This is a genomic window from Thermodesulfobacteriota bacterium (assembly GCA_040756475.1).
GTDB lineage: Bacteria > Desulfobacterota > Deferrisomatia > Deferrisomatales > JACRMM01 > JBFLZB01.
This window is the reverse complement of the sequence record JBFLZB010000064.1, coordinates 1-23,069: the sequence shown is the minus strand read 5'-3', so window position 1 is coordinate 23,069 and position 23,069 is coordinate 1. Positions and strand designations below refer to the sequence as shown.

Genomic DNA, 23,069 nt, shown 5'->3' with positions numbered 1-23,069 from the left:
AGGTAGCCCTTCCCCGGGCGCGGGTCCAGGAAGACCTCGACGCAGCTGTCCCGGTACACGGGGTCCCCGTATCGGGTGTGGCGGCTTCGCACGTACCGGTCCTCCACCCGGAAGATGCCAAAGAGGCGCGCGTCGCCGTAGAGCAGCCGGGCCCGAGTGCGCGGGCGGTGGGGGCTTCCCTCGGGCCGGAAGCAGGCGAGCTCCAGGGTCTCCGCCGGGGCCCAGGCGGACCCTTCCCAGTCCGGCGACAGAGAGAGCCCGGGGGGCGCCCGGCGCACCGGGTAGGTCGGAAGGCGGGTGGCAGCCAAGGTCCTTGCAACGCTCCGCGAGGTGGGGCAGAGTCGGGCCTCCCGCATCGAAACGCCCAAGCAGGAGGTCGCCGTGTCCGAGTTTCGCAACGTCACCGTAGTTCGCGAGGCCAACGTCTACTTCGGGGGCGGCGTCACGAGCCGCACCTTGCTCTTCCCCGACGGGTCGAGGAAGACCCTGGGCATCATGCAGCCGGGTGCGTACGAGTTCAACACCGCCGCCGCAGAGGTCATGGAGATCCTCTCCGGCGACCTCGATGTCCTCCTGCCCGGGGAAAAGGGGTGGAGGACGGTCAAGGGGGGGCAGGAGTTCCGGGTGCCCGCGAACTCCAAGTTCGAGCTCCGGGTCAAGGCCCTGTCGGACTACTGCTGCTCCTTCCTCCCCTGAGAGCCTGTGACCCGGCCCTGCCCCGCGGTGGGCCGCTTCGCCCCCTCGCCCACCGGACCGCTGCACCAGGGTTCCCTCGTGGCCGCCGTGGGCAGCTTTGCCCTGGCGCGGCGCACGGGCGGCCGGTGGCTCCTGCGCATCGAGGACCTGGACCTCCCCCGGGTGGTGCCCGGCGCCGCGGAGGACTTCTTCCGGACCCTGGAAGCGCTGGGCTTTTCCTGGGACGGGGAGGTAGTGTGGCAGAGCCGGCGCACCGAGGCCTACCGGGAGGCCCTCCAAAGGCTGGAGCGGCTGGGGTTCGCCTATCCCTGCGGGTGCACCCGGGCCGAGATCGCCAGGGCTGCCTCGGCACCCCACCCCGGTGAGGAAGGGCCCGCCTACCCGGGCACCTGCCGGGGGGGGCTTCCCCACGGGCGGGAGGTCCGGGCCGTTCGCGTGCGGGTGGCAGACGAGCCGCTCGCCTTCTCGGACGCGATCTTCGGGCCGGTGCGGACGTGCCTCGCCGACTCCTGCGGGGACTTCGTCGTGCGGCGGGCCGACGGGCTCTTCGCCTACCAGCTTGCCGTGGTGGTGGACGACGCCGCCTCAGGGGTCACCCAGGTGGTGCGGGGTGCCGACCTCCTAGGCTCGACCCCGCGCCAGATCCGCCTCCAGCATCTCCTGGGCCTGCCCACTCCCGCCTACGCCCACCTCCCCCTGGTCACCGGCCCCTGGGGGGCCAAGCTCAGCAAGCGCGACTGCGCCGTCTCCCTCGCCACGGGCCAGGACCTGGCCCGGGAGGGCGGCGCGCTCCTCCTCGCCGCCCTGCGCTTCCTCGGCCAGGATCCCCCTCCCGATCTGCACCGCGCCCCCCCGCGAGAGGTCCTCGCCTGGTCCGCCGCCCACTTCGACCCCGCCCGCGTCCCCCGGGAGGGCGGGCTGTTTTCGCGTGAAGCGTGACGCGTGAAACGTGAAGCGTGAGGGCCCACTCCAACGGACAACGGGCAACGGGCAACCCGCAACGAGCAGCCTCTACTGCCCAAACTCCTCCTGGTAGTCCTGGAGCGAAGCCGTCACGACCCGCAGGGCTTGGTCCCGGCCGTAGACGGCTTCCACGGTGAGGGTCGATTCCTGGCCGGGGACGAGTTTGTAGGTGCCGAAGTAGTGGCGCAGCCGCTCCACCAGCACCTCGGGCACGTCCGCCAGGTCCTCCGCCCGGCCCCACACGTTGTCGTTCTGGAGCACGGCGATGATCTTGTCGTCGGCCTCCCCCCGGTCCAGCACCTGGAGCCCCCCCACCACCCGGGCGTTGAGGATCACCTCGGCCCGGGCGATGGGCCGCTCGCTCAGAACGCAGATGTCCAGGGGATCCCCGTCGCCCTTGGTCGCGCCGGGGCACAGGGCGCCCACCCGGCGCCCGCAGTAGGTGCGCGGTACGAAGCCGTAGAGGGCGGGGGGCTGGGAGGAGCTGCGCTGGGGCCGGTCGACCTTGAGGTACCCCGTGACCTTGTCTACCTCGTACTTCACCAGGTCGAAGGGCGTGATCTCGATGTAGGCGTGCAAGAGCCCCGGGGGCTCCACCCCGGCCTCGAGGCCGTGCCAGGGGTGAGGCCGCCAGCGGTAGAAGGGGGGCGGGAAGGGCATGGGGAACCTCCGGAGACGGGAGGGACGCAGGGGCGGAAGGATACAGGGAAAAGGCAGAAGGCAGAAGGCGGAAGGCGGCCCCCGAGGAGCAACACGGGGTATCTCGGCCCCCACAATCGAAATCGAAATCGACCCCGATACCGATACCGATCCCGATCGCGATTTCGATTTCGATCGCAGCGTGATCAACCCAAACGAAGAGTTGCGCCCGTGCCCTATGCCCCATGCCGCCTGCCGCCTGCTCTCTGCTCTCTGCCCTACGATCCGGTCCCCAGCGCCCACGCCGCCTGGCCGAAGGCGATGCCGCCGTCGTTGGGGGGTACGTCCCGGTGGAAGTGGGGCCGCAGCTCCTGGTCACGCAGCGCTGCCGCGAGCTCTCGGGCGAAGACCGCGTTCTGGAGGCAGCCCCCGGTGAGGAAGACGTCCCCTAGGCCGGTCGCCCCGGCCGCCGCGGCGGCACCCTCCGCCAGAAGCCGTGCCAGGCCGGCGTGGAAGGCGAGGCTTGACTCCCCGCGGTCGCGGCCGGCGAGCGCGTCGGCCAGGAGGGCCTCGACCAGCGTCGAGGGATCGAGGGACCAGGGGCCTTCGGGGCTGCGGCACGGACCGGATGCCGGATAGTGCTTTGCGGGCTCCGGACACCGGGCCGCCAGGGCTTCCAGCTCCATGGCGGCCTGGGCCGAGTACTGCAGGGCCCCCGAGAAGCCGAGGATGGCCGCCGCGGCGTCGAAGAGCCGGCCGCAGGAGCTCGTGAGGGGGGCGTTCACCCCCCGCGCCATCATGGTCTCCAGGGCCGCCCGGTCCTGGGGCGTGCGGGAACGAAAGCAGGGCAGGGGAAGCTCGGTCCAGGCGGGACCTCTCGCCGTGCGCAGGTGGCTCGCGGCCATGCGCCAGGGCTCCCGGGCGGCCCGATCCCCTCCGGGCTGGGGCACGCACGTCAGGTGGGCCAGGCGGCGAAAGGCTCCGGGGCGTCCCGCCAGCACTTCTCCTCCCCACAGGGTGCCGTCGCTCCCGTACCCCAAACCGTCCAGGGCGAGCACCAGGGCTTCGCCCCCAAACCGGTGCTCGGCGAGGCACGCCGCGGCGTGGGCCTCGTGGTGCTGCAGCCGCACCGTCTCCACCCCGCGGTCCTCCCACTCGGCGGCGTGGCGGCTCGAGACGTACTGGGGGTGGAGGTCGCAGACCACCAGATCCGGCTCCACCCGCAGGAGCTCCAGCAGGTGGCGGATTCCCGTGCGAAAGGCCTCTTCGGTCTCCAGGTTCTTCAGATCCCCCACGTGGGGGCCCAGGTAGGCGTAATCTCCCCGAACCACGGCGAAGGCGTTGGCGAGCTCCGCCCCCAGGGCGAGCACCACGCGGCCTCGGGGGTTGGGAAGGGCCAGGGGGGCCGGCGCGTATCCTCGGGCCCGGCGCAGCACCGTGGGTCCTCCGGGCAGGGGCTTGACCACGCTGTCGTCGACCCGGTGGAGGATCGGGCGGTCGTGGAGGACGAAGCAGTCCACCACGCCCTTCAGTTGCTCGCGGGCCTCCTCCCAGGTAGCGAGGATCGGTTCGTCGCTCCGGTTTCCGCTGGTCATCACCAGGGCGCGAAAGCCTCCCCGGCGAAAGAGGAGGTGATGCAGGGGCGTGTAGGGCAGGAAGATTCCCAGGCGGTCCTGGCCGGGGGCCACCGAGGGGGCGATCCCGGCCTCCACCCGAGCGGGCAGGAGCAGGATGGGGGCCTTGGGGCCCGTGAGGAGCTCCTCGGCCTCGGCGTCGAGAATCGCGAGCGATCGGGCCGCTGCCAAGTCCGGGACCATGAGGGCCAGGGGCTTGGCAGGCCGGTCCTTGCGGCGCCGCAGTTCCGCCACGGTTTCCTCCCGGGTGGCGTCGCAGGCCAGGTGGAAGCCTCCGAGCCCCAGGAGCGCCACGATGCCCCCCGCCGCCAGCGCCTCGCAGGCTCCGGCCACGGGATCTCCCGGCAGGTCCTCCCCCGCGGACCCCTTCAGGGAGAGCCGCGGGCCGCAGGCCGGGCAGGCGTTGGGCTGGGCGTGGAACCGACGGTCCTCGGGGTCGGCGTACTCGGCGGCGCAGGCCGGGCAGAGCCGGAATCCTGCCATGGCGGTGCGGGGGCGGTCGTAGGGGATGGAGGCGATGATGGAGTAGCGGGGGCCGCACCCGGTGCAGTTGATGAAGGGGTAGCCGTGCCGGCGGTCGGCCGGGTCGGCGAGCTCGGCGAGACAGCCGGCGCAGGTGGCGATGTCGGGGGGAATGACGGCGGAGGTCTCCGCCTGTGCCCGGCTCGGGCGGATGGCAAACGAGCCCTCCCCCGGCAGCGGCGGCCGGGGCGCCTCCTCGATGCCGAAGACCGCGGCCATGGGCGGCGGGTGCGCCGCCAGGCGCTCGCGGAACGCGGCGAGGGCGGGGGGTGGGCCCTGCACCTCGATCTCGACGCCCCGGGTGGTGTTCTCCACGTGGCCCGCGAGGCCGAGCTCCCGGGCCAAGCGGGCGACGAAGGGCCGAAACCCCACGCCTTGCACGATGCCCTGCACCCGGAGGAAGAGGCGGGCCGGGGACCCGCGCGGCTCAGCGGTCACGGAGCGCAAACGAAAAGAGCCGGGGCGCAAGGCCCCGGCTCCTTCGAACTCCACTGGTCGGTGCGGCTCAGGCCTCGTCTTCGGGGACGGCGGCTCCCACCGGGCAGACCTCGGCGCAGGTGCCGCAGTCCACGCAGGTGTCGGCGTCGATCACGTACTTGTCCTCACCCTCGGTGATGGCCTCGACGGGGCACTCCTCCACACAGTCGCCGCACTTCTCGCACTTGTCGGTAATTACGTAGGACATCTTGCTTCCTCCGTCAGAGTTTCTGGGCGCTGCGCCCCGGGTCGGGCGGCAGCATCGCCCATCCCCGCGCGGCCTGTCAAGTCACATTTTCCCCGGCAGAAAGGCCAGCGGGCGGCTTCTTTCGCTGGTCGTGCTTGAGCATTTCCTCGGTGCGCTCCCGGGCCCGCGCCTCCCGCTCCGCGATGGTCGCCTTCTCAGTGAGATAGGCCCGAAAGAACCGGGTCGCTTCGTCGAACAGGGCGGGGTCGCGCTCCTGGATCGTGTAGAGGCGGTTGGTGTCGAAGAGCCGGTCTTCGCCCTCGTACTCGGAGTAGAGGGTCTTAAAGAGCTCCTTCAGGGCCGTGCGCTCGTCGGGGATCAGCTCCAGGAGGAGCCGCAGGTCCTCGCGGCGCGACTTGCGCTGCTCGTTGAGCTCCAAGGCCTTTACGTTGTCGGCCCCCACGCAGGAGGCGGCCGAGGGGCACCACTTGGCGCATCCCAGGTCCATGCGGTCGTTGAACACCACCTCGCCGCAGCCCTTGCACCTGTGCTTGACTTCGTCCTTGAAGAACTCCAGGGGCCGGCGGCACTTGGGGCACTCCACGTCGAAGATCGCGTCGAAGCCCCACTGCTGGGTGTCTTGTCCGGGGCACTTGGACATGGCGTCTACCTCCGTCGGGGGTCAGGGTATGGCCCGATTGTACACTCCTTTGGTAAGCCTTCCTTGACGGAGGTCAATCTTCCTCTCCATCCCCCTGGGGCTCCCCGTGGGCGGTCTCCTGGAGGGCGGCCTTGTCGAGAATCTTCACGAAGCGGCCCCGCACCTGGAGCCAACCGGCGTCCTGGAACTTGCGCAGGGTGCGCGAGAGGGTTTCGCTCACGGTTCCGATCTGGCTCGCCAGCTCCCCCTTGGTGATCTCCAGATCCCAGAAGTCCCTCCCCTTCTCCTGGGCGGTGGCGAGGAACCAGCGGGCCAGCCGGGCGGAGACGTCCTTGAGCGAGAGATCCTCGATGCGGTCGGCGAACTGCTTGAGGTAGCGCGACAGGGTGGCGATGATGGCCAGGCTGATGGCGGGCTCCTCCCGCAGGAGCGCGAGGAAGGGCTCCTTGGGCAGCAGGAGGGCGCGGGACTTCTGGAGGGCCTCGGCGTAGGCCGGATACCCCCCGGGCATGAAGACCGCCGCCTCGGCAAACGCCTGTCCCGGCCGCACCACGTGGAGGATGTGCTCCTTGCCGTCGGGGGAGAGCTTGTAGATCTTCACCCTGCCGGAGAGCAGCACGTAGATGCCCTCGGCGGGCTCCCCCTCCCGGAAGATCACGTCCCGGCGCGGCTTCTCCACCACCCGGGCGATCTCCTGGATCCGGCCCAGCTGGGCCTCCTCGAGACCGGCAAACAGGGGGACCGAGCGGATCTCGGCGGCATCGGCGGGCATGGGGCCTCTCCTGGCTTGGGTGCGGACCCTTTCTCCCTTCAGTGGGGCCCGTCTGTCAAGGGGTTGCAAGCGGGCCTCCTTGCCGCGGGCGGATGGGCTGTGCTGTAATGCGTCAAGGCGATCCCAGCCCTGCGGCCCTTTCGTTCCCCCTCCCGGAGACTTGCCCCGTGTGGACCCCCGGTTCCCTCGATTACGAGGGCGCGATCTACCGCCCGCCCAGTGAAGCCCGCTCCCTCATCCTCCAGGCCACGGTGGGGTGCTCCCACGGGCGGTGCACCTTTTGCCCGAGCTACCAGGAGAAGCGCTTTCGCATTAAGGAGCGCTCCACGGTGGAGGCGGACCTGCGCAAGGCCGCCCGGCTCTACCCCCACACAAAGCGCCTCTTCGTCGCCGACGGCGACGCCCTCATCCTTCCCATGGACTACTGGCGGTGGCTCCTGCCGGCGATTCGCGAGCACCTGCCCTCGGTGCAGCGGGTGGGCGCCTACGCTACCGCCCGGGCCGTGCGCAAGAAGAGCGACGAGGACCTCTCGTGGCTGAGGGAGCACGGGCTGCGCATCCTGTACCTGGGCCTCGAGAGCGGCGACGACGAGACCCTGCGGTACGTGAAGAAGGACTCGGACGCGGCACAGATGGTGGAGGCGGGCCGACGGATGAAGGCCGCCGGGATCACCCTCTCGGTCACGGTGCTCCTGGGCATCGCCCCCCCGGGGCGCAGCCGCGACCACGCCCGGGAGACGGGCCGGGTGCTCTCGGCCATGGACCCCCAGTTCGTCGGGGCCCTCTCGGTGATGCTGTGCGAGGGTACCGAGATGGCGACGCTGGCCGCCCGGGGCGCGCACCCGGTGCCCGAGCCCCTGGACCTCCTGCGGGAGCTCCGGGAGATGCTCGCCCACACCGACCTCTCCGGCGGCAGCTTCATGGCCAACCACGCCTCCAACTACCTCCCCCTCAAGGTGCGGATGCCCGAGGAAAAGGACGAGGCCCTCGCCCTGCTCGATCAAGCCCTGGCCGGCCAGGTCGCCCTGCGCCCCGAGGCCTACCGGGCGCTGTAGGGAGGGGCGCGTTGCATGTTGCACGTGGCACGTTGGGGGGATGCGCAGGCGCCGCGGCCACCCATCGCCTCCCAACCCCCAACGAGCAACGCGCCACGTGCCACGAGCAAAGGCCAACCCGCAACCCGCAACGAGCAAACCCCAATGACCGACTTCCACCAGTTTCGCGGCACCGAAGGCTACGTGGCCTCCCGGGCCCTCCAGGACGCCGTCAACGTGGCCCTGGCGCTGGAGCGCCCGCTCCTCATCAAGGGGGAGCCGGGCACGGGCAAGACGCTCCTGGCCCATCACGTGGCCGGCGGCCTCGGGATGCAGGTCCTGGTGTGGAACGTCAAGTCCACCACCAAGGCCCGGGAGGGGCTCTACGTGTACGACACGGTGGCGCGCTTGAACGACGCCCGCTTCGGCGACGGCGACGTGCGCGACATCTCCCGGTACATCAAGCTCGGTCCCCTCGGCCGGGCCTGCGCGAGCCCGGAGCGGGTGGTGCTCCTCATCGACGAGGTGGACAAGGCCGACATCGAGTTCCCCAACGACCTCCTCCACGAGCTCGACCAGATGAGCTTCGAGATCCTGGAGACCGGCGAGACGGTGCGGGCCCGGCAGCGGCCCGCCGTCATCGTCACCTCCAATTCCGAGAAGGAGCTGCCCGACGCCTTTCTGCGCCGCTGCGTCTTCCACTACATCGACTTCCCCGACGAGGCCCAGATGCGGGCCATCGTGGGGGTGCACTTTCCCGGCCTCCCGGAACAGCTCCTGGCCGACAGCCTGCGGGTCTTCTACGGCCTTCGCGAGGTGACGGGCCTACGGAAGAAGCCCTCCACCTCCGAGCTCCTGGACTGGATCCGGGTGCTCCTGGCCAGCGGGGCCCGGCTGCCCGAGCCCGAGGCCGGCTTCGGCTCCGTGCCGTACCTGGGCGCCCTGGTGAAGATGCAGGAAGACGCCGACACCCTGGCCCGCAACGCCGCCCGCTCCGCCGACCCGCGCACCGCGGGGAAGAGGTATTTTCGGTAAGGGCTGTAGGTTGCACGTGGCGGGTTGCACGTTGGGACCCGAGGGCTCCAGCCAACCTCCACCCCGCCACGTGCGATCCCCCAACCCGCAACGCGCAACCCCCAACGAGCAGCCCCCAATGTTTCTTCCCCTCTTCCACGCCCTGAAAGCCCTCGCGGTTCCGGTCACCCCCACGGAGTGGCTGGCGCTCCTGGAGGCGCTCTCCAAGGGGCTCCACCGGTCGAGCCTCCAGGACTTCTACTACCTGGCCCGCAGCCTCCTGGTGAAGGACGTGGTCCACTACGACGCCTTCGACCAGGCCTTTGCCCACTGCTTCCGCGGCGGGGAGCTCCCCGACGACTGGGCCACCAAGGACCAGATCCTCCAGTGGCTCAAGGATCCCCTCTCCCCGCTCCAGCTCTCCTCGGCGGAGATCGCCCGGATGGAGGCCCTGGGCCTCGACGACCTCCTGCGGGAGCTCGAGGACCGGCTGCGCACCCAGGACGGGGTGCACCACGGGGGGCACCACTGGATCGGCACGGGGGGCACGAGCCCCTTCGGGGCCTACGGCAGCCACCCCACGGGCATCTCCTTTGCCCCGGAAGCCGGAGGAGGGGGCGCGGTCCTCCAGGCCTTCGCCCGGCGGTACCGCAACCTCAGGAGCGACCTCACCCTCGACGTGCGCCAGATCGGGGTGGCGCTCAAGAAGCTCCGGGACCTGCGCAAGGAGGGGGAGGAGACCCTCGACGTGGAGGCCACGGTGGAGAAGACCTGCCGCAACGCCGGGGAGATCGACCTGGTGTTCGGGCGGGAGCGGGAAAACCAGGTGCGCCTCCTCCTCGCCATGGACACGGGGGGCTCCATGGAGCCCTACCGGGAGCTCTCGGAGCGGCTCTTCTCCGCCGCCCACGGCCTGAACCATTTCAAGGACTTCCGGGCCTTCTACTTCCACAACTGCGTATACGAGAACCTCTACACCGACCTGGCCAAGGGCGAGTTCGTGCCCACCGCCGAGGTCGTGCGGGAGTGCGCCCGCACCCACCGGCTGGTCGTCGTGGGCGACGCCGCAATGGCCCCCTACGAGCTCCTCATTCCCAACGGCACCCTCGAGCGCTACCGCACCACCACGGTCAAGGGCATCGACTGGCTGCGGATGCTCGCCGACGCCTTCCCCAAGCGCGCCTGGCTCAACCCCCTGGAAGAGCCTTCCTGGGGGTACACGGACACGGTGGCCACGGTGGGGAGCCTCTTCCCCATGTTCCCCCTCACCCTGGAGGGGCTCGACCGGGCGGTGCGGCAACTTCTCTAGGAAGGGCGCGTTGCTCGTTGCTCGTTGCTCGTGGTTTGTTGGGGTGAAAACGTCCGCTTCACGCTTCACGTCTCACGCTTCACGTCTCACGCGTCACGTCTCCACCCGTGGTAAGCTGATGCCCAGGCACGGGGGAGGGGGCCGGCGGAGACTCGGGTGAGACGGCGGATCTACTTGCAGCCGGGGGACGTGGTGTACCACCAGGGGTACCGGATCTGGGGGCAGGGCCGGGTGGTGGAGGTGCGCACCTCGGTGCTCGAAGGGGGGCCGGCGCTGGTGCGCATCGCCTTCCAGGACGGCAAGGAGCGCACCTTCTTCAACGACCTCGACGAGCCCAACTGCTGCTACTTCATGGGCATCCGCTTCTACGAGCGGTAGGGCGGCCGGAGGCAGCCGTGCACGGACCGCGTACCCTCTCCAACGCCTGGAAACGCCGCGGGGTCTTCGCCTGCACCCACGACGCCCACGAGGACTTCGACGGGTGCGTCAGCCCCTACCACGTGCTGCGCGAGAAGCGCTGCTTTCCCCAGGGCTGTCTCTACTTCCGGTGGCGCTGCCGCAAGCTCGAGAAGGGCCAAGCGTGCAAGCGCAAGTTCACCGCCCCCGGGCGGCTGTGCCGGGGGTGCCGGGAGTACGAGGAGGAGAAGGTGCACCAGCAGCCGCGCCTGCTCCTGGCCCCCGGCGCGTGGGAGGCCTTCCGCCGGGAGCTCGAGGTCTTCGAGGACTGGTTCGACCGCGCCGTGGGGCGCGAGGTGGAGGTGAGCGGCGAGGTCGCGGCGGTCAAGCCCTGCTTCGTGCGGGAGGTGGACGCCGGGAGCCGCATCCGGTTCCAGGGTTTCCTGGCGGTGCTGCGCGACGCCTTTCTCGGCCGCACCCGGTTCGAGGAGTCTCCCGTGTACCTGCGCGCCTCCCGCAGCCTCCAGGAGCGCCACGGGCTGCGGGCCGGCGACGTGCTCGACTTTCGGGCGACCGTGCGGGAGGACCGGGGGCGGGTGGTGCTCGACCGGCCCCGGGGCATCGAGGTCCTGAGCCGCGGCCCGGGGGAGGCGTGGACCTTCTCCGCCGGCCTCGCCGCCAAGCACTCGGCCACGGCGTTTGCACGCCAGCCGGAGCGCTGCCTCCAGTGCCCGGCGGGCACCCTCCTCGACGTGCACCAGGAGACCCGGGACGGCGTGCGCCGGTACCGCCGGCTCCTGTGCCTCGAAGGCGCCCCCGAGCCCGGGGTGTGCGGCGGGTGGGCTCTGGGCCGGGAGCCGCCTTGACAGTGACGCTTCCATGGAGAATCATCTTCCCATGATTACCACCGTCACCCAGAAGAACATGGTGACCATCCCCGCCCAGGTGGGGCGCGCGATGGGGATCCGTCCGGGATGGAAGCTCGACTGGGAGCCAGTGGCGGGCACCGACGAGATTCGGGTGCGGGTGATCCCCGATCGCGCCGAGCTGGCACGCCGACTCCAAGGCTCCGCCCGCCACTTTTCCCCGGAGCGCGATGCCGTGGCCGAGTTGGTAGCAGAACGGGAAGCGGAGGGCTGACGCCTTGCGATACTTGCTCGATACGTCGGCGGTGCTTGCCCACACCCGGGGCGAGGCCGGCGGGGATCGGGTTCAGGCCCTCTTCGATGAACCCGGCTCGCAGCTCTTTGCGGCCAGCATCTCTCTCGCCGAGTTCGCGCGCCGGCTGCGAGAGCTGGGCGCCAGCCCCGACGAGGCTCGCCGGGCTGCGGCCGACTACGCCCAGGTGCTCGACGAGGTGGTGCCAGTGGATGCGCGGGTCGCGCTCGCGGCCTTCGACCTGGGCTGCGAAGCGACCCGCCGTCTTCCCCTCGCCGACGCCCTGATCGCCGCCGCGGCCCGTGAGCGGGGCGCCTGCCTCGTCCATCGCGACCCCCACTTTTTGTCCCTTCCCCCGCATCTCCTGCCTCAGGAAGACCTGTCCCGCGGGGGTTCGTGACCTCGGTGTTCACGTGATCCCCTGCACCCCTGCCCTGCGCGCCCGCCTCATCGCCGTCGCCCAGGAGCTCGAGGCCCCCGATCTGCTCGTGCGGGGCGCCCGGGTGTGGAGCCCGTTCACGGGGGAGGTCGCCCCCGCCGACGTGGCGGTCTGCGGCGACCGGATCGCTCGGGTGGGGCCCTGGGCGGGCCCGGTGGGGGAGGGCACCGAGGTGCTGGAAGCCGCCGGAATGGTGGCCGTGCCCGGTTACGTGGAGCCCCACACCCACCCCTGGCCCTTTGCCAACCCCTTGAGCCTGGGGGAGGCAGCGGCGTGCCGGGGCACGACCTGCCTGGTCTACGACGATCTGCTGCTCCACCTGGCACTGGGGACCGACCGCCTCCGGGCGCTCACCCGCGAGCTCTCCGCCGCGTCGCTGCCCCACGTCTTCTGGGTGGCGCGCATGGCGTCCCAGTCGCGCTTCGAGGGGGAGGAAGAGGTCTTCTCCCGGGAGGCCGTGACCCGGCTCCTGCGCGAGCCCCACGTGCTCGCCACCGGGGAGATGACCCGCTGGACCGACTTCCTCGACCCGGAGCGGGCCCCGCGCCTCCTGGAGATCGTCGAGGATGCCCGGGCCCTGGGGAAGTTTGCCGACGGGCACACCGCGGGGGCGAGCGCAAGGCGGCTCCCGGCGCTGGCGGCGGCGGGCCTTCGTTCCTGCCACGAGGCCATCAACGCCGAGGAGGCCCTGGACCGCCTGCGCCAGGGGCTGTGGGTTCTCCTGCGAAACTCCAGCCTCCGGCGCGACCTGCCGGTGCTCCTGCCCGCCCTGGAGGAGACCGGCTTCGCCGACCGTCTGGCCTACACGACCGACGGCGCCAAGGCGCACCACGTGGAGGAGGCGGGGCTCACGGACCACCTCCTCCGGCTCGCGCTCGGAGCCGGCGTGCCGGCCTCCACGGCCTACCGCATGGCCACCCTGAACCCCGCCACGTTCCTCCGCCTCGAAGAGGATCTGGGGGCCGTGGCCCCGGGCCGGGTCGCCCATGTGAACCTGCTCCGGGATCTGGCGGACCCCACCCCCGAGGTGGTGGTGTGCCGGGGCCGGGTGGCGGCCCGGGGCGGGCAGCTCCTCGCGCCCCCTCCCAGCGCGTCGTTCCCGTGGCGGCGGCACTACGCCGGCGGGGAGCCGCCGGTGCCGCGGTGGGAGCCCGAGACGTTCCTCCTCCCGCCCGGCGCGCCGGACCCGTTTCCGGCGGGGCGCCTCGTCAACGCGGTCATCACCCGGGAAGAACCCGCGCCCCTGGAGCTCCGGGGCGGGCGCCTGTGGCCCCGGCCGGCACCGGCCGGCGACCTCCACGTGCTGGCCCTCACCGACCGCACCGGGAGGTGGATTGCGCGGGGGATCATCGGGGGATTCGGGCCGGGGCTCGCGGCGCTGGCGAGCACCTACACCACCAACGCGGGGGTCGTGGTGCTGGGCCAAACGCCCGAGGCCATGGCGGAGGCGCTCGGGCGCCTCGCGGACCTCGGGGGCGGGATCGTGTTGCTTCCCCGGGCCGGGGAGCCGATCGCGTTCCCCTTGCCCCTGGCGGGCATCCAGCGAGACGGCGGCTTCGGCTCCGCCGCCCGGGCGGCTCGAAGGTTCCAAGAGGCCGTGGCCGCCTGCGGCTACGTCCACGCCGACCCCAACTACACCCTGCTCTTCCTCTCCTGCGACTTCCTGCCGGATCTGCGCGCCACCCAGGCCGGGTGGGTGCGGATCAAGACCGGCGAGGTGCTGCTGCCCGCCGAGGCGAGGCTCTGAGAGGGAGTGCCCAGGTTGGGCCAGCCCGCAGGGGGGTGGGTCGATACCTTCACGGCGGAGCGGTCCATGAGGGGATCCTTGGGGCAGATGCACAGGTACACCTCGGGTCTGTGCCGCACACCATTGTGTTCAGCGGGCGCACCCCTTCAAGCGCCGGGCGAAGGGACCCCGTGACCCGGGCCGAGCGCGCGGGGGTCTGCGCGGCCGTGGCCCGGCGGTACCAGACCCGGGCCGTCGCCCCCCGCTGCGCGGGGTGCCGCAGGCCCTGCTGCCGGCTGGAGACCCTGGTGCTGGAGCTCACCTGGACGCGCCTCAAGGTGCTCTGGGGGGTAGAGGGCCCCCGGGCCGCCTTCGACCGGGCCCTGGCCCGGGGGGAGGGTCCGCCGGAAATCCGCCCCCAGGGCGGCCTCTACTACGCCCACGGCCGGGTCTGCCCCGCCTACCGGAGCGGGCGCTGCTCCGTCTACGCCACGCGCCTCAAACCCCCCGGCTGCTCCGACTTCCCCGTGTACGAAGAAGACGGCGCCCTCGTGGCGGATCTCCGCTGCGAAGCCGTGGACCCCGCCGACCTGGAGGCAGATCTCGCCCAGGCCCTGGGCCCTGGGGGCGACGTGGTCCGCACCGAGAACCCCGAGTTCCCCTTCCTGGTGACGCTGAGGCCGGTGCCCATTGTCCCCCCTTCCCCCGCCCCGTAGAATGCCCGCGTCGACCCGAGACCTTCCCCGAGGCGAGCCGTGATCCCCATTCGCGACACGATCCCGAGCCGGCGCGTCCCCTTCGTGCTCTACGGGATCATCGCGCTCAACGCCCTGGCGTTCTTCTACGAGCTGGGCCTGGGGCCCCGGGAGATCGAGGTCTTCTTCCACCGCTACGGGCTCGTCCCGGTGCGCTACTCCGACCCCCGGGTGTCGGCCCACTTCGGCCTCCTGGACCAGGGGCTCCCCTTCGTGTCCTCCATGTTCCTCCACGGCGGGTGGCTCCACATCCTCGGCAACATGTGGAGCCTGTGGATCTTCGGGGACAACGTGGAGGACTGGTTCGGCCACGTGGGGTTTGCCCTCTTCTACCTGGGCTGCGGCGTGGCGGCGGGGCTCCTGCACCTGTTCTTCAACTGGGGGTCGGCCCTGCCCACCATCGGGGCCTCCGGGGCGGTGGCGGGGGTCATGGGGGCCTACTTCCTCCTCTATCCCCGGGCCCGGATCCTCACCCTGGTGCCCATCTTCGTCTTCGTCACCTTCGTGGAGCTGCCGGCCTTCGTCTTCCTGGGCCTGTGGTTCCTCCTCCAGTTTCTGAGCGGCACGGCGGCGGCCGCCTCGGGGGGGGCCGGGGGCATCGCCTGGTGGGCCCACGTGGGCGGGTTCGTGGCCGGGGCGGCGGTGGTCTTCTTCCTCGGGGGCGCCCGGCCCCGACGGCCCCCGGCAGGGGGGCGAAGGCCCACCATGAAACCCCTCTGGGAAAAGGTGGACCAGTACTGGTGAGCGCGGCAGAGGCAAGCACCCGGCTCCTGGCCTGCGACCGCCGGGGGCGCATCGCCGACCGGCCCGGGCTCGCCCTGGCAGGGCAGGTGGGCACGCGCTGGGTCCCGGTGCCCGAGGAAGACCTGGTGCCGGTGCCCGAGGGCACCAAGGTCTTCTTCCTGCCCGGAAGCCGGGCCGTGGGGTGGGACGAGGCCGCCGGGAAGCCCCGGGTGCTCCCCGGCGCCCAGGCCGTGGCCGCCATGCTCCAGGCCGGCTATACCCGCACCCACCTCCCCGCCGCGGCCTACCCGAAGGGCGGCCCGCCCCGCTACGGGTGCCACGGCTACCTGCCGCTCTGGGCCTATGCCGCCGTGGGGTGGAGAGACGGCCGGATGGTCGCCGCGGCCTTCCGCGTGGACCCCATGGACCACTCCGAGACCTGCCACTACGACGACCGGGAGATCGCGCCCCGGGTCGAGGAGAAGGTTGCGGCCGCCAGGGACAACCGCCTGGTGCGCCACCTGGCCCGGTGTGCCCTGGAGTACCACTGCTTCGCCGCCAAGAACTGGTTCATGGAGCGGTGGGAGGCCCCCCTCCCCGCGGCGCCGGCGTGCAACGCCCGGTGCGTGGGGTGCATCAGCCTCCAACCGGCGGACTGCTGCCCCGCCTCCCAGGACCGCATCGGGTTCGTGCCCTCGGTAGCGGAGCTCGCCCAGGTGGCGGTGCCCCACCTGGACCAGGTGCCCCGGGCCATCGCGAGCTTCGGCCAGGGGTGCGAGGGCGAGCCGCTCCTCGTAGCCGACACCCTGGAGTCCGCGACGGCGGCCTTCCGGGCCCGCACGGCCCGGGGCACGGTGCACCTCAACACCAACGGGAGCCTGCCCGGGGCACTTCGCCGGGTGGCCCGGGCGGGCCTGGATTCGGTGCGCATCAGCCTCAACTCCCCCCGCCCCGAGACCTACGCCGCCTACTACCGCCCCGCGGGCTACCGCTTCGCCGACGTGGCGGAGTCGGTGCGGGTCGCGGTGGGGGAGGGGCTCTACACCGCCCTGAACCTGCTCGTCTTCCCCGGGGTCACCGACCACCCGGCCGAGGTGGAGGCCCTGGAGGCCCTGGTGGCGCAGACCGGCCTCCACATGGTCCACCTGCGAAACCTCTCCATCGACCCGCGCCTCTACCTGGAGCACCTGCCCCCGGAGCTCTCCCGAGGCCGGGGCGCCCTGGGGCTGCGAAACCTCGCGGTGCACCTCAAGCGCCGGTTTCCCCGCCTGGATCTGGGCTACTTCAACCGCCCCAAGGAAGACTTCGGGAGCCCCCGGGTCGACGAGCTCCCCTGGGCGAAGACGGCGCTGGCCCAAGCCGCGGGTTCCCCGGAGGTGGCTCCGCCGTGACACCCGCTTCCTGGATTCGGCGCCCTTCGTCCCCTCTCCCCCCCGCGGGAGAGGGCCAGGGTGAGGGGGCCCCCGGCCGCAGGCGGCCCCGAAAATCAGCCTTTCTGCCGCCGCTCCTCACCGCCCTGGCCCTCGGGGCCTCTGCCGCCGGCGCGTCGGCCTCCGTCCGCCTGGCGGACTTCGAGGCCGGGGTGCCGGCGCCCACCTCCACGGCTGCGGGCTTTCACCCCCGGGCGTCGGAGCTCGCGGCGCAGCTCTCCGGGGGCGCCCGGGGCACGGGGAAGTTCGGGCGCTTCTTCCTCACCCCCTACAGCCGCAGCGCCTACTTCCAGTACGGGCTGCGGCGCCGGTACCTGGCCACGGGCACGAGCCTGTACCGGCCCGGCGCCGCCAACGCCCTCTCCCTTTGGATCCGGGTGGGGGAGGGGAGCCACCTCCTGTGCGGCGAGCCCGCGGGCAGGCTCGGGGTGTGGACCTACCACTGGCGCTCGGGCGACCTGTTCATGGGGGGCGCCAACGGCACCTCGGGCACCACCGACTCCATGATGCACGGCTACGCCAACTTCTGCCTCGACCGGGCCGCCGCGGGCCGGTGGGTGCGGGTGGAGCTCTCGGAGAGCGCCTTCAAGCAGCAGCGCGACTACTACCACTTCTACGCCGCCCGGGGGGTGACGGGGGATCTCGAGTTCTTCCCGTCCCTGCGGCAGCTCCAGTTCGTGCTGCTGGGGAGCTTCGACGGGGTGGAGCAGGTGGACCTGGACGAGCTCGAGCTCCTGCGCCGGCCCGCCACCGCCGGGTTCGAGCCCGAATACGCAGCCCTGGCGGCCTCGGCCGCCGGGGGCGATCTCCACGTCCCGGTGGTGCTCCAAAACCCCACGGGCCGCGACCGCCGGTACCGGGTCTTCGCCTCCAGCGCCCTGGGGGTTTCCCGCGACGCCCTCAACCGGGTCTTCGGAGAGTCCGACGACATCCACGCCATTACCGCCGTGCAGAAGGGCGTGGGGGGCGGGGGCGGGGTGGGGGCGGCAGAGCTCCGGGACGCCGCCGGCGCCGATGTGATCGCCGGAGCCCGGGAAATCGCCATTCCCGCCGGGGGCGAGTGGCGCGGCATCCTGGTCCACCGGCTCCGCCCCGAGATGCGCGGAGAGCTCCGCACGATCTCCCACGAGGGCCGCTCCTGGCAGGCCCGCCGCGACACCCTCACCACCTCCCTCATCGCCTGGGATCCCGCCGAGCCGCCGGGCGAGGACATGGCCTGGGTGCGCGCCCCCGGCAGCAACGCCGACGCCGCCCGCCACACCCCGCCCCCCGGCTTCTCCCCCCAGACCCGCCCTCCCCAGGGCTGGCGCAGTGAAGACGTCCCCCTCGACCAGGTGGGCGCCTACCTCGTGACCGAGATCCGCCTCGACCCCTGAAGCCCCGAGGTGTCGGATAGGGCGTTCAGCGTTGAGTACGCAATTGTGCGTACATGTCCACCCCCAGCCCCCAGCCCCCATATTTTTTTTCAGTAACCGGATGCGAACGGAGTGGTACCATGCGCCGCTACCTGTGCCGTACGCTGGCGGTGTACTGCGCGAAGGCACCGGGGTAGACGGGAGAACGCCGTAATGACCGGCACTTGCGTTTGAGGATGGAGGAAGGGCCGATGGCGGGTAAGCCGTTTCTGCGACGCGGACTAACCTGGGCGGCAAGGGTGTTGGCTACGGCGGGCGTCGCCCTGGTGACGGGGGCCGGCGGTGCCGGGGCGGCCACCCACTACCCGACGGGTTCCCTTTGCTACGACTGCCACGCCGTCTCGAAGTCGAAGATGGTGGTGGGCACCCACCTCATCAAGAAGAGCGACAAGACCGTGGCCCTGGGGGTCACGGGCTCGTCCACGCCGATCCCCTGCCTCTTCTGCCACGAGAAGAATGCGGTCTCGGTGACCGGGCGCACCGAGATGAAGGGCGTGTGGGACCACTTCGACGCCACCTCCACCTCCAAGCACCCGGCCTACGTCCAGAGCGGCTTTACCCCCGACGGCCTGCGGTTCGACTGCCTCGACTGCCACACGGGGATCACCCTCGGGGTGGTGAGCGACCTTGCGGGCAACGCGGGGATCCACGGCATCGACGCCGCCACCCAGAACCTCAACCTCTACGGCACCCTGATCGGCAACCCGGCCAACGCAGCCGCCGTCTCCACCGCCACCTGCCGCAACGCGGCCTGCCACAGCGCCACCGGGAGCACCACCGGCGGCTACACCGCCCCGGCGGCCCACGGCATGAACAAGACCATGCCTGGGGCCACCTTGCCGGTGGTGACGATCAACGACGCGGGTGGCGCGCCCACCTCGTGCACCCAGTGCCACGGCACCCACAACAGCTACCAGAACACCTCCCTCGTCACGCTTCGCACCGACGGCACCACCTCCAACAACCTGGGCGACCCCCTGACCACCCGGGTCACGCCCGACAAGTGCGGCGAGTGCCACAGCCAGGACGACGCGGGGGTCTACACGAACAAGGGCCACGGCCAGAGCACCATCAGCGGCGGCACCGTGGGCTGCACGGCCTGCCACTCGGGCTCGGTTCCCCACGGCTTCTCCCGCTCGGCGCCCGGCACCAACCCCCTGCGGTTCTCCTTCGCCGAGAACACGTCGGCCCAGAGCTCGATCCGGCTCCAGCCGCCCTACAACCAGGCCCTGTCGATCTGCCTCACCTGCCACTCCCAGTACACCGGCAAGCTCCACCAGGGCCCCACCGCCACGGCCGGGTGCAACGACTGCCACGAACCCCACGGGGTCGGGGTAGGGACCAACGCGGTGATGATTCGCCAGCAGATCCCCAAGGTGAACGCGACCGGCGTGCCGGTGTACGGGTTCAACTCGGCCACCGGGACCTGGGAGACCAATAGCTACACGGTCTCGGGCGACTTCACCTACAAGACCGACAACACCGCCCTGTGCGACAACGCCGAGTGCCACCAGGGGCGCACGGTGAACGGCGACCCGATCTACCCGCTGTCGACCCTCCTTACCGGCGGCCGCCACACAGGCGGGGACATCTCGACGGCGGCCGATTTCGACTGCAGCGGCTGCCACACCCACACCGACGGCGGCGGCAGTTGGGGGGCGCAGGACTCCTGCACCACGTGCCACGGCCAGCCGCCGCCGCCGGCCGACACCGGCTACACCAACTTTGCCGAGGCCAACACGCCCCACCAGAAACACGCGGGCGCCGTGGCGGCCGGCGGCTACGGCTACCGCTGCCAAACGTGCCACTTCGACTACGTCAACGCGGCCACTCACAACACGCCGACCAAGACCTACCAGAGCCTCAACTTCGACGCGGCGCGCAATCCGAGCCCGAGCCGAGCCTACAACGCCGGCACCGCCACCTGCACCAACCTCTACTGCCACTCCGACGGCCAGTCCACGGCCTCGGTGGGCAGCGTCCAGTGGATGACCGGGACGAACACGCCCGACTGGAGCACCCAGGATCTCGCGTGCAACGCCTGCCACGGGGGCATCGACGCCGCGGGGCAGATCGCCAGGGGGAGCCACACCGTGCACCTGTCCCGGGCCGGGATCACCTGCGTGAGCTGTCACTCGGGCACCCTGGACACCGTGGGTACCAACACGACAACGAGCATCCCCGAAGCCAAGCGGGGGGCGCACGCCAATCTGACGAAGGACGTGGTTCCCGGCGGCACCTTCAACGGCGCCGCCGTCGCCTTCGGCTTCATCCAGGGCACCGACACCTGCTCGAACATCAGCTGCCACGGCGGCTACGCCGACGTAGCATGGGGGGCGGCGGCGAGCTGCGCCAACTGCCACGGCACCTTCGGGCTCGCGGCGGAGGGCGCGGCCATGCCGGCCTCGGTGGTGGCCAAGCACTCCGGGGCGCTCGCGAACCCGGACGGCAATGCCTCCACGACGCTGTACAATGGCCACCAGGGCGCGGCGGTGCTCGGCGCTAGCGGCGAGGGCCGGTGCGACTACTGCCACGCCAACACCCAGCCGGACTACACGGCAGGGATGCACATCGACGGCGTCATCCAGCTCAACGCCAACATGACGTACCAGGGGGCGAGCGGGTTCACGGGCGCGGCGGCCGGGTGCGCCACCGCCTGCCACAGCGCCGACAGCCCCTACCAGATGAGCGATTCGGGTCTCGCGCTGCAGCACATTGCAGGTCAGGGCTTTAGCTGCGGGGCCTGTCACACGGGCGGCGTGACCCCCGCCTCGGCCAGCGCCGGCCACGCCGCCCACGGAGCCAGTTCCCCTGCCCTCGTCGACGGCGGTGCGGCCTGCGTGGCCTGCCACGGCAACAACGGCGGGCTCAACTACCAGAACGCGCTTGCCGGCACCCACGGCAGCGGCACCGTCACGTGGGCAACAGACCTCACCTACTCGACCGCGGTGACCCGGGGAGACCTCACCGGCACCTGTACCGGCGCGGCGGGCTGCCACGTGGCGGCCACCAACATCGCGTGGAATGCCACACCCACCAACTGCACCCAGTGCCACGTCAACACCGCCGACCGCAACGACTGGAGCGGCAACAACAACATCGCGTCCATGATCGCCAGCGGCGACTGGACGGCGACCGGCCACGGCGCCAAGGCCGATGTGGGGGCCACCGGCTGCCTCACCTGCCACGACCTGGCCCAGCCCCACGACCGCACCACGACCCTCTCGGGTGCCAACCCCTACCGGCTGCGCGACCAGGACGCCGGGACCGCCGGCGTGCAGTTTAGCTGCACCTACAACGCCGCCGCCTGCCACGACGGCAACCCCACCCCCAGCGTGGCCACGGTGAAGACCCACTCCAACGAGGAGATGGCCAACTCCGGCTACACCGCCAAGCGCACCTGGCCCGCCTGGGACCCCCAGTGCGTCAACTGCCACGACCCCCACGGCGACGGCAACCTGGCGATGATCCGCCGCGACCTCTACGACAAGGCGGCCTTCAACCTCCCGGCCGGCCCGCCCCCTGCGGAGCCCACCGAGCAGACGAACCTCATCTTCACCAACCGCACCGGCGTGGCGGCCAACTCCTACTCCTGGGCCACGGAGCAGACCCCGAACTACAGCGGCGTCTGCCAGGAGTGCCACGAAGCGGCGGATCACGTCGCCTTCAAGGACAACACCAGTGCCTCGGTCAGCCCCCACCCCACCGCCGGAGGAAACCCCGGCCAGTGCTCGAGCTGCCACCCCCACAGCGGCGCCTTCAAGCCCAGTGGGTGCAGCGGCTGCCACGGCGACGGGGCGAACCAGTACTGGCCGGCCAATGCCGCGAGCAACCTGCGCAGCGCCTACCCCAACCGCGCCGGCCGCCACCAGAAGCACATGGACGTGCTCGCCCAGCGCCGCTACGCCAAGGCCGCGTCGGCCCTGAGCGGCGTCGAGCAGAACGCGATCTGCGAGATGTGCCACAACGACGCGAGCGGGGTGGGGGGCGGCACCCACTACCCGTCGGGCTACACCTGGACCGCCGCCCCGGCCGACGTGGGCGCCTTCAACCAGATGTGGGGCACCTACGCCAGCGACGCCGACGGCGCCTACGCGGCGGCCACCTACGGCGGCAGTGTGGACACGAGCCCCTGGACGGGCGGCTCCTCGTGCTCCGCCCTGGACTGCCACAACAGCAAGACCACCGGCGCCGGCTTCGAGTGGTACGGGGCCACGGCCACGGCGTGTACGATGTGCCACACCCGCGCCACCACCGGCAGCAACCCCTCGTCGGGCCTCCACTACGGCAACACGGCGCCCACGGTGAGCCAGGCGTGGCACGACGATACCCTGACCACCACCAACAAGTGCGTGGTCTGCCACACCACCCTCACGACCCAGAGCACCCACATCAACGGGGCGTTTACCGGCAACGGCACCTTCGCCGCCGACCGCACCGCCATGGGCCTCTTCGCGGCCTACACCAACGGCGGCACCGACGGCGTGGGGAGTTGCTCCGGAGCGGCCGTCGGCGGCGCCGGCTGCCACGAGGGAGGCGATGCGGGCACCTGGGCGCGCCGCTGGAACAGCGCCATCCACTACGCCACCGACGGCACCGAGTGCGCCGGCTGCCACGGCGGCATGAACGAGACCGACTGGACCTTCGGCTCGGTGGCGAACACCACCGACAACATCGTCGAGCACAACCGCGACTGGAACGGCAACGCCACGACGGGCGAGGTCATCGGCAACCACAAGGACTTCGTGGCCAACACCACCAAATGCAACATCTGCCACGTGTACGCCGACAGCCCCTACACCACCGGCGCGTTCACGACCTACCACCGCAACGGCCAGATCACCATGAACAGCACCATGGGCTACAGCCGCACGGCGGGCGCCGGGCCGGCCTACGGGTGCAGCAATACCTGCCACTCGGCCGCCAACTCGGGGATGGAGAACTCGGGCTGGACGCTTGAGACCATCGCCGGCCCGGCGCTCTCCTGCACGAGCTGTCACACCGGCACGGGCACGGGCGCGCTGGCGGTGGGTTCCGCCAGCCGCCACACGAGTCTCACCGTGGGCGGGGCGTTCGCGGGCTGCGAGGCGTGCCACCCGGGCGGCGGCAAGGGCAGCCT

General features: G+C 71.4%; 21 protein-coding genes. 15 read left to right on the top strand and 6 right to left on the bottom strand.

Features of this window, described 5'->3' with window-relative positions:
• Positions 1–308: carbohydrate-binding family 9-like protein (locus tag AB1578_11155; protein MEW6488453.1), on the bottom strand; the 308-nt coding region annotated here is incomplete at its 3' end.
• 73 nt (positions 309–381) lie between these two features.
• On the opposite strand from AB1578_11155, the gene AB1578_11150 reads away from it, so the two are divergent.
• A complete protein-coding gene (locus AB1578_11150; protein MEW6488452.1) occupies positions 382–696 on the top strand; it encodes a pyrimidine/purine nucleoside phosphorylase in 315 nt (104 codons plus the stop codon).
• Between the two features lie 6 nt (positions 697–702).
• Complete coding sequence (gluQRS, locus tag AB1578_11145; GenBank protein MEW6488451.1) at positions 703–1,635, top strand: tRNA glutamyl-Q(34) synthetase GluQRS; 933 nt, start codon at positions 703–705, stop codon at positions 1,633–1,635.
• A 72-nt stretch (positions 1,636–1,707) separates the two neighbouring features.
• Here the strand turns inward: gluQRS and AB1578_11140 are convergent, their stop codons facing one another.
• The 5 genes from AB1578_11140 to AB1578_11120 form a co-directional block, all read right to left on the bottom strand.
• Complete coding sequence (locus AB1578_11140; protein MEW6488450.1) at positions 1,708–2,319, bottom strand: inorganic pyrophosphatase; 612 nt, start codon at positions 2,317–2,319, stop codon at positions 1,708–1,710.
• Positions 2,320–2,576: 257 nt separating this feature from the next.
• Positions 2,577–4,892, bottom strand: a complete 2,316-nt coding sequence (gene hypF, locus AB1578_11135; GenBank protein ID MEW6488449.1) for a carbamoyltransferase HypF — start codon at positions 4,890–4,892, stop codon at positions 2,577–2,579.
• A 67-nt stretch (positions 4,893–4,959) separates the two neighbouring features.
• Positions 4,960–5,139 carry a 4Fe-4S binding protein gene (locus tag AB1578_11130; GenBank protein MEW6488448.1) on the bottom strand — a complete coding sequence of 60 codons (180 nt, stop codon included), beginning with the start codon at positions 5,137–5,139 and terminating at the stop codon, positions 4,960–4,962.
• Between the two features lie 76 nt (positions 5,140–5,215).
• Positions 5,216–5,779, bottom strand: a complete 564-nt coding sequence (locus AB1578_11125; protein ID MEW6488447.1) for a hypothetical protein — start codon at positions 5,777–5,779, stop codon at positions 5,216–5,218.
• Between the two features lie 73 nt (positions 5,780–5,852).
• The gene (locus AB1578_11120; protein ID MEW6488446.1) at positions 5,853–6,551 is read right to left on the bottom strand and encodes a Crp/Fnr family transcriptional regulator; all 699 of its coding nucleotides are present in this window, start codon (positions 6,549–6,551) and stop codon (positions 5,853–5,855) included.
• A 167-nt stretch (positions 6,552–6,718) separates the two neighbouring features.
• Between AB1578_11120 and AB1578_11115 the strand changes: the two genes are divergently transcribed.
• The 13 genes from AB1578_11115 to AB1578_11055 form a co-directional block, all read left to right on the top strand.
• Entirely contained in the window at positions 6,719–7,606 is an 888-nt protein-coding gene (locus AB1578_11115) for a radical SAM protein (GenBank protein ID MEW6488445.1), read from the top strand.
• A gap of 144 nt (positions 7,607–7,750) precedes the next feature.
• The gene (locus tag AB1578_11110; GenBank protein ID MEW6488444.1) at positions 7,751–8,620 is read left to right on the top strand and encodes a MoxR family ATPase; all 870 of its coding nucleotides are present in this window, start codon (positions 7,751–7,753) and stop codon (positions 8,618–8,620) included.
• Between the two features lie 118 nt (positions 8,621–8,738).
• Complete coding sequence (locus tag AB1578_11105) at positions 8,739–9,908, top strand: VWA domain-containing protein (protein MEW6488443.1); 1,170 nt, start codon at positions 8,739–8,741, stop codon at positions 9,906–9,908.
• Between the two features lie 156 nt (positions 9,909–10,064).
• Positions 10,065–10,286, top strand: coding sequence for a DUF3553 domain-containing protein (locus tag AB1578_11100; protein MEW6488442.1), 222 nt, complete (start codon positions 10,065–10,067; stop codon positions 10,284–10,286).
• A gap of 17 nt (positions 10,287–10,303) precedes the next feature.
• Positions 10,304–11,170, top strand: coding sequence for a hypothetical protein (locus AB1578_11095; protein ID MEW6488441.1), 867 nt, complete (start codon positions 10,304–10,306; stop codon positions 11,168–11,170).
• A gap of 31 nt (positions 11,171–11,201) precedes the next feature.
• Positions 11,202–11,444, top strand: a complete 243-nt coding sequence (locus AB1578_11090; protein MEW6488440.1) for an AbrB/MazE/SpoVT family DNA-binding domain-containing protein — start codon at positions 11,202–11,204, stop codon at positions 11,442–11,444.
• Between the two features lie 4 nt (positions 11,445–11,448).
• On the top strand, positions 11,449–11,862 hold the full coding sequence (locus AB1578_11085) for a PIN domain-containing protein (GenBank protein ID MEW6488439.1): 414 nt from the start codon (positions 11,449–11,451) through the stop codon (positions 11,860–11,862).
• 13 nt (positions 11,863–11,875) lie between these two features.
• Complete coding sequence (locus AB1578_11080; protein MEW6488438.1) at positions 11,876–13,648, top strand: adenine deaminase C-terminal domain-containing protein; 1,773 nt, start codon at positions 11,876–11,878, stop codon at positions 13,646–13,648.
• 170 nt (positions 13,649–13,818) lie between these two features.
• The gene (locus AB1578_11075) at positions 13,819–14,343 is read left to right on the top strand and encodes a hypothetical protein (GenBank protein ID MEW6488437.1); all 525 of its coding nucleotides are present in this window, start codon (positions 13,819–13,821) and stop codon (positions 14,341–14,343) included.
• 39 nt (positions 14,344–14,382) lie between these two features.
• A complete protein-coding gene (locus tag AB1578_11070) occupies positions 14,383–15,126 on the top strand; it encodes a rhomboid family intramembrane serine protease (GenBank protein MEW6488436.1) in 744 nt (247 codons plus the stop codon).
• Positions 15,123–16,496, top strand: a complete 1,374-nt coding sequence (locus AB1578_11065) for a radical SAM protein (protein ID MEW6488435.1) — start codon at positions 15,123–15,125, stop codon at positions 16,494–16,496. The genes AB1578_11070 and AB1578_11065 overlap by 4 nt, the downstream gene beginning before the upstream one ends.
• Complete coding sequence (locus AB1578_11060) at positions 16,493–17,911, top strand: hypothetical protein (protein ID MEW6488434.1); 1,419 nt, start codon at positions 16,493–16,495, stop codon at positions 17,909–17,911. Before AB1578_11065 ends, AB1578_11060 begins: the two co-directional genes overlap by 4 nt.
• 278 nt (positions 17,912–18,189) lie before the next feature.
• On the top strand, positions 18,190–23,069 hold a 4,880-nt coding region (locus AB1578_11055; protein MEW6488433.1), incomplete at its 3' end, for a CxxxxCH/CxxCH domain-containing protein.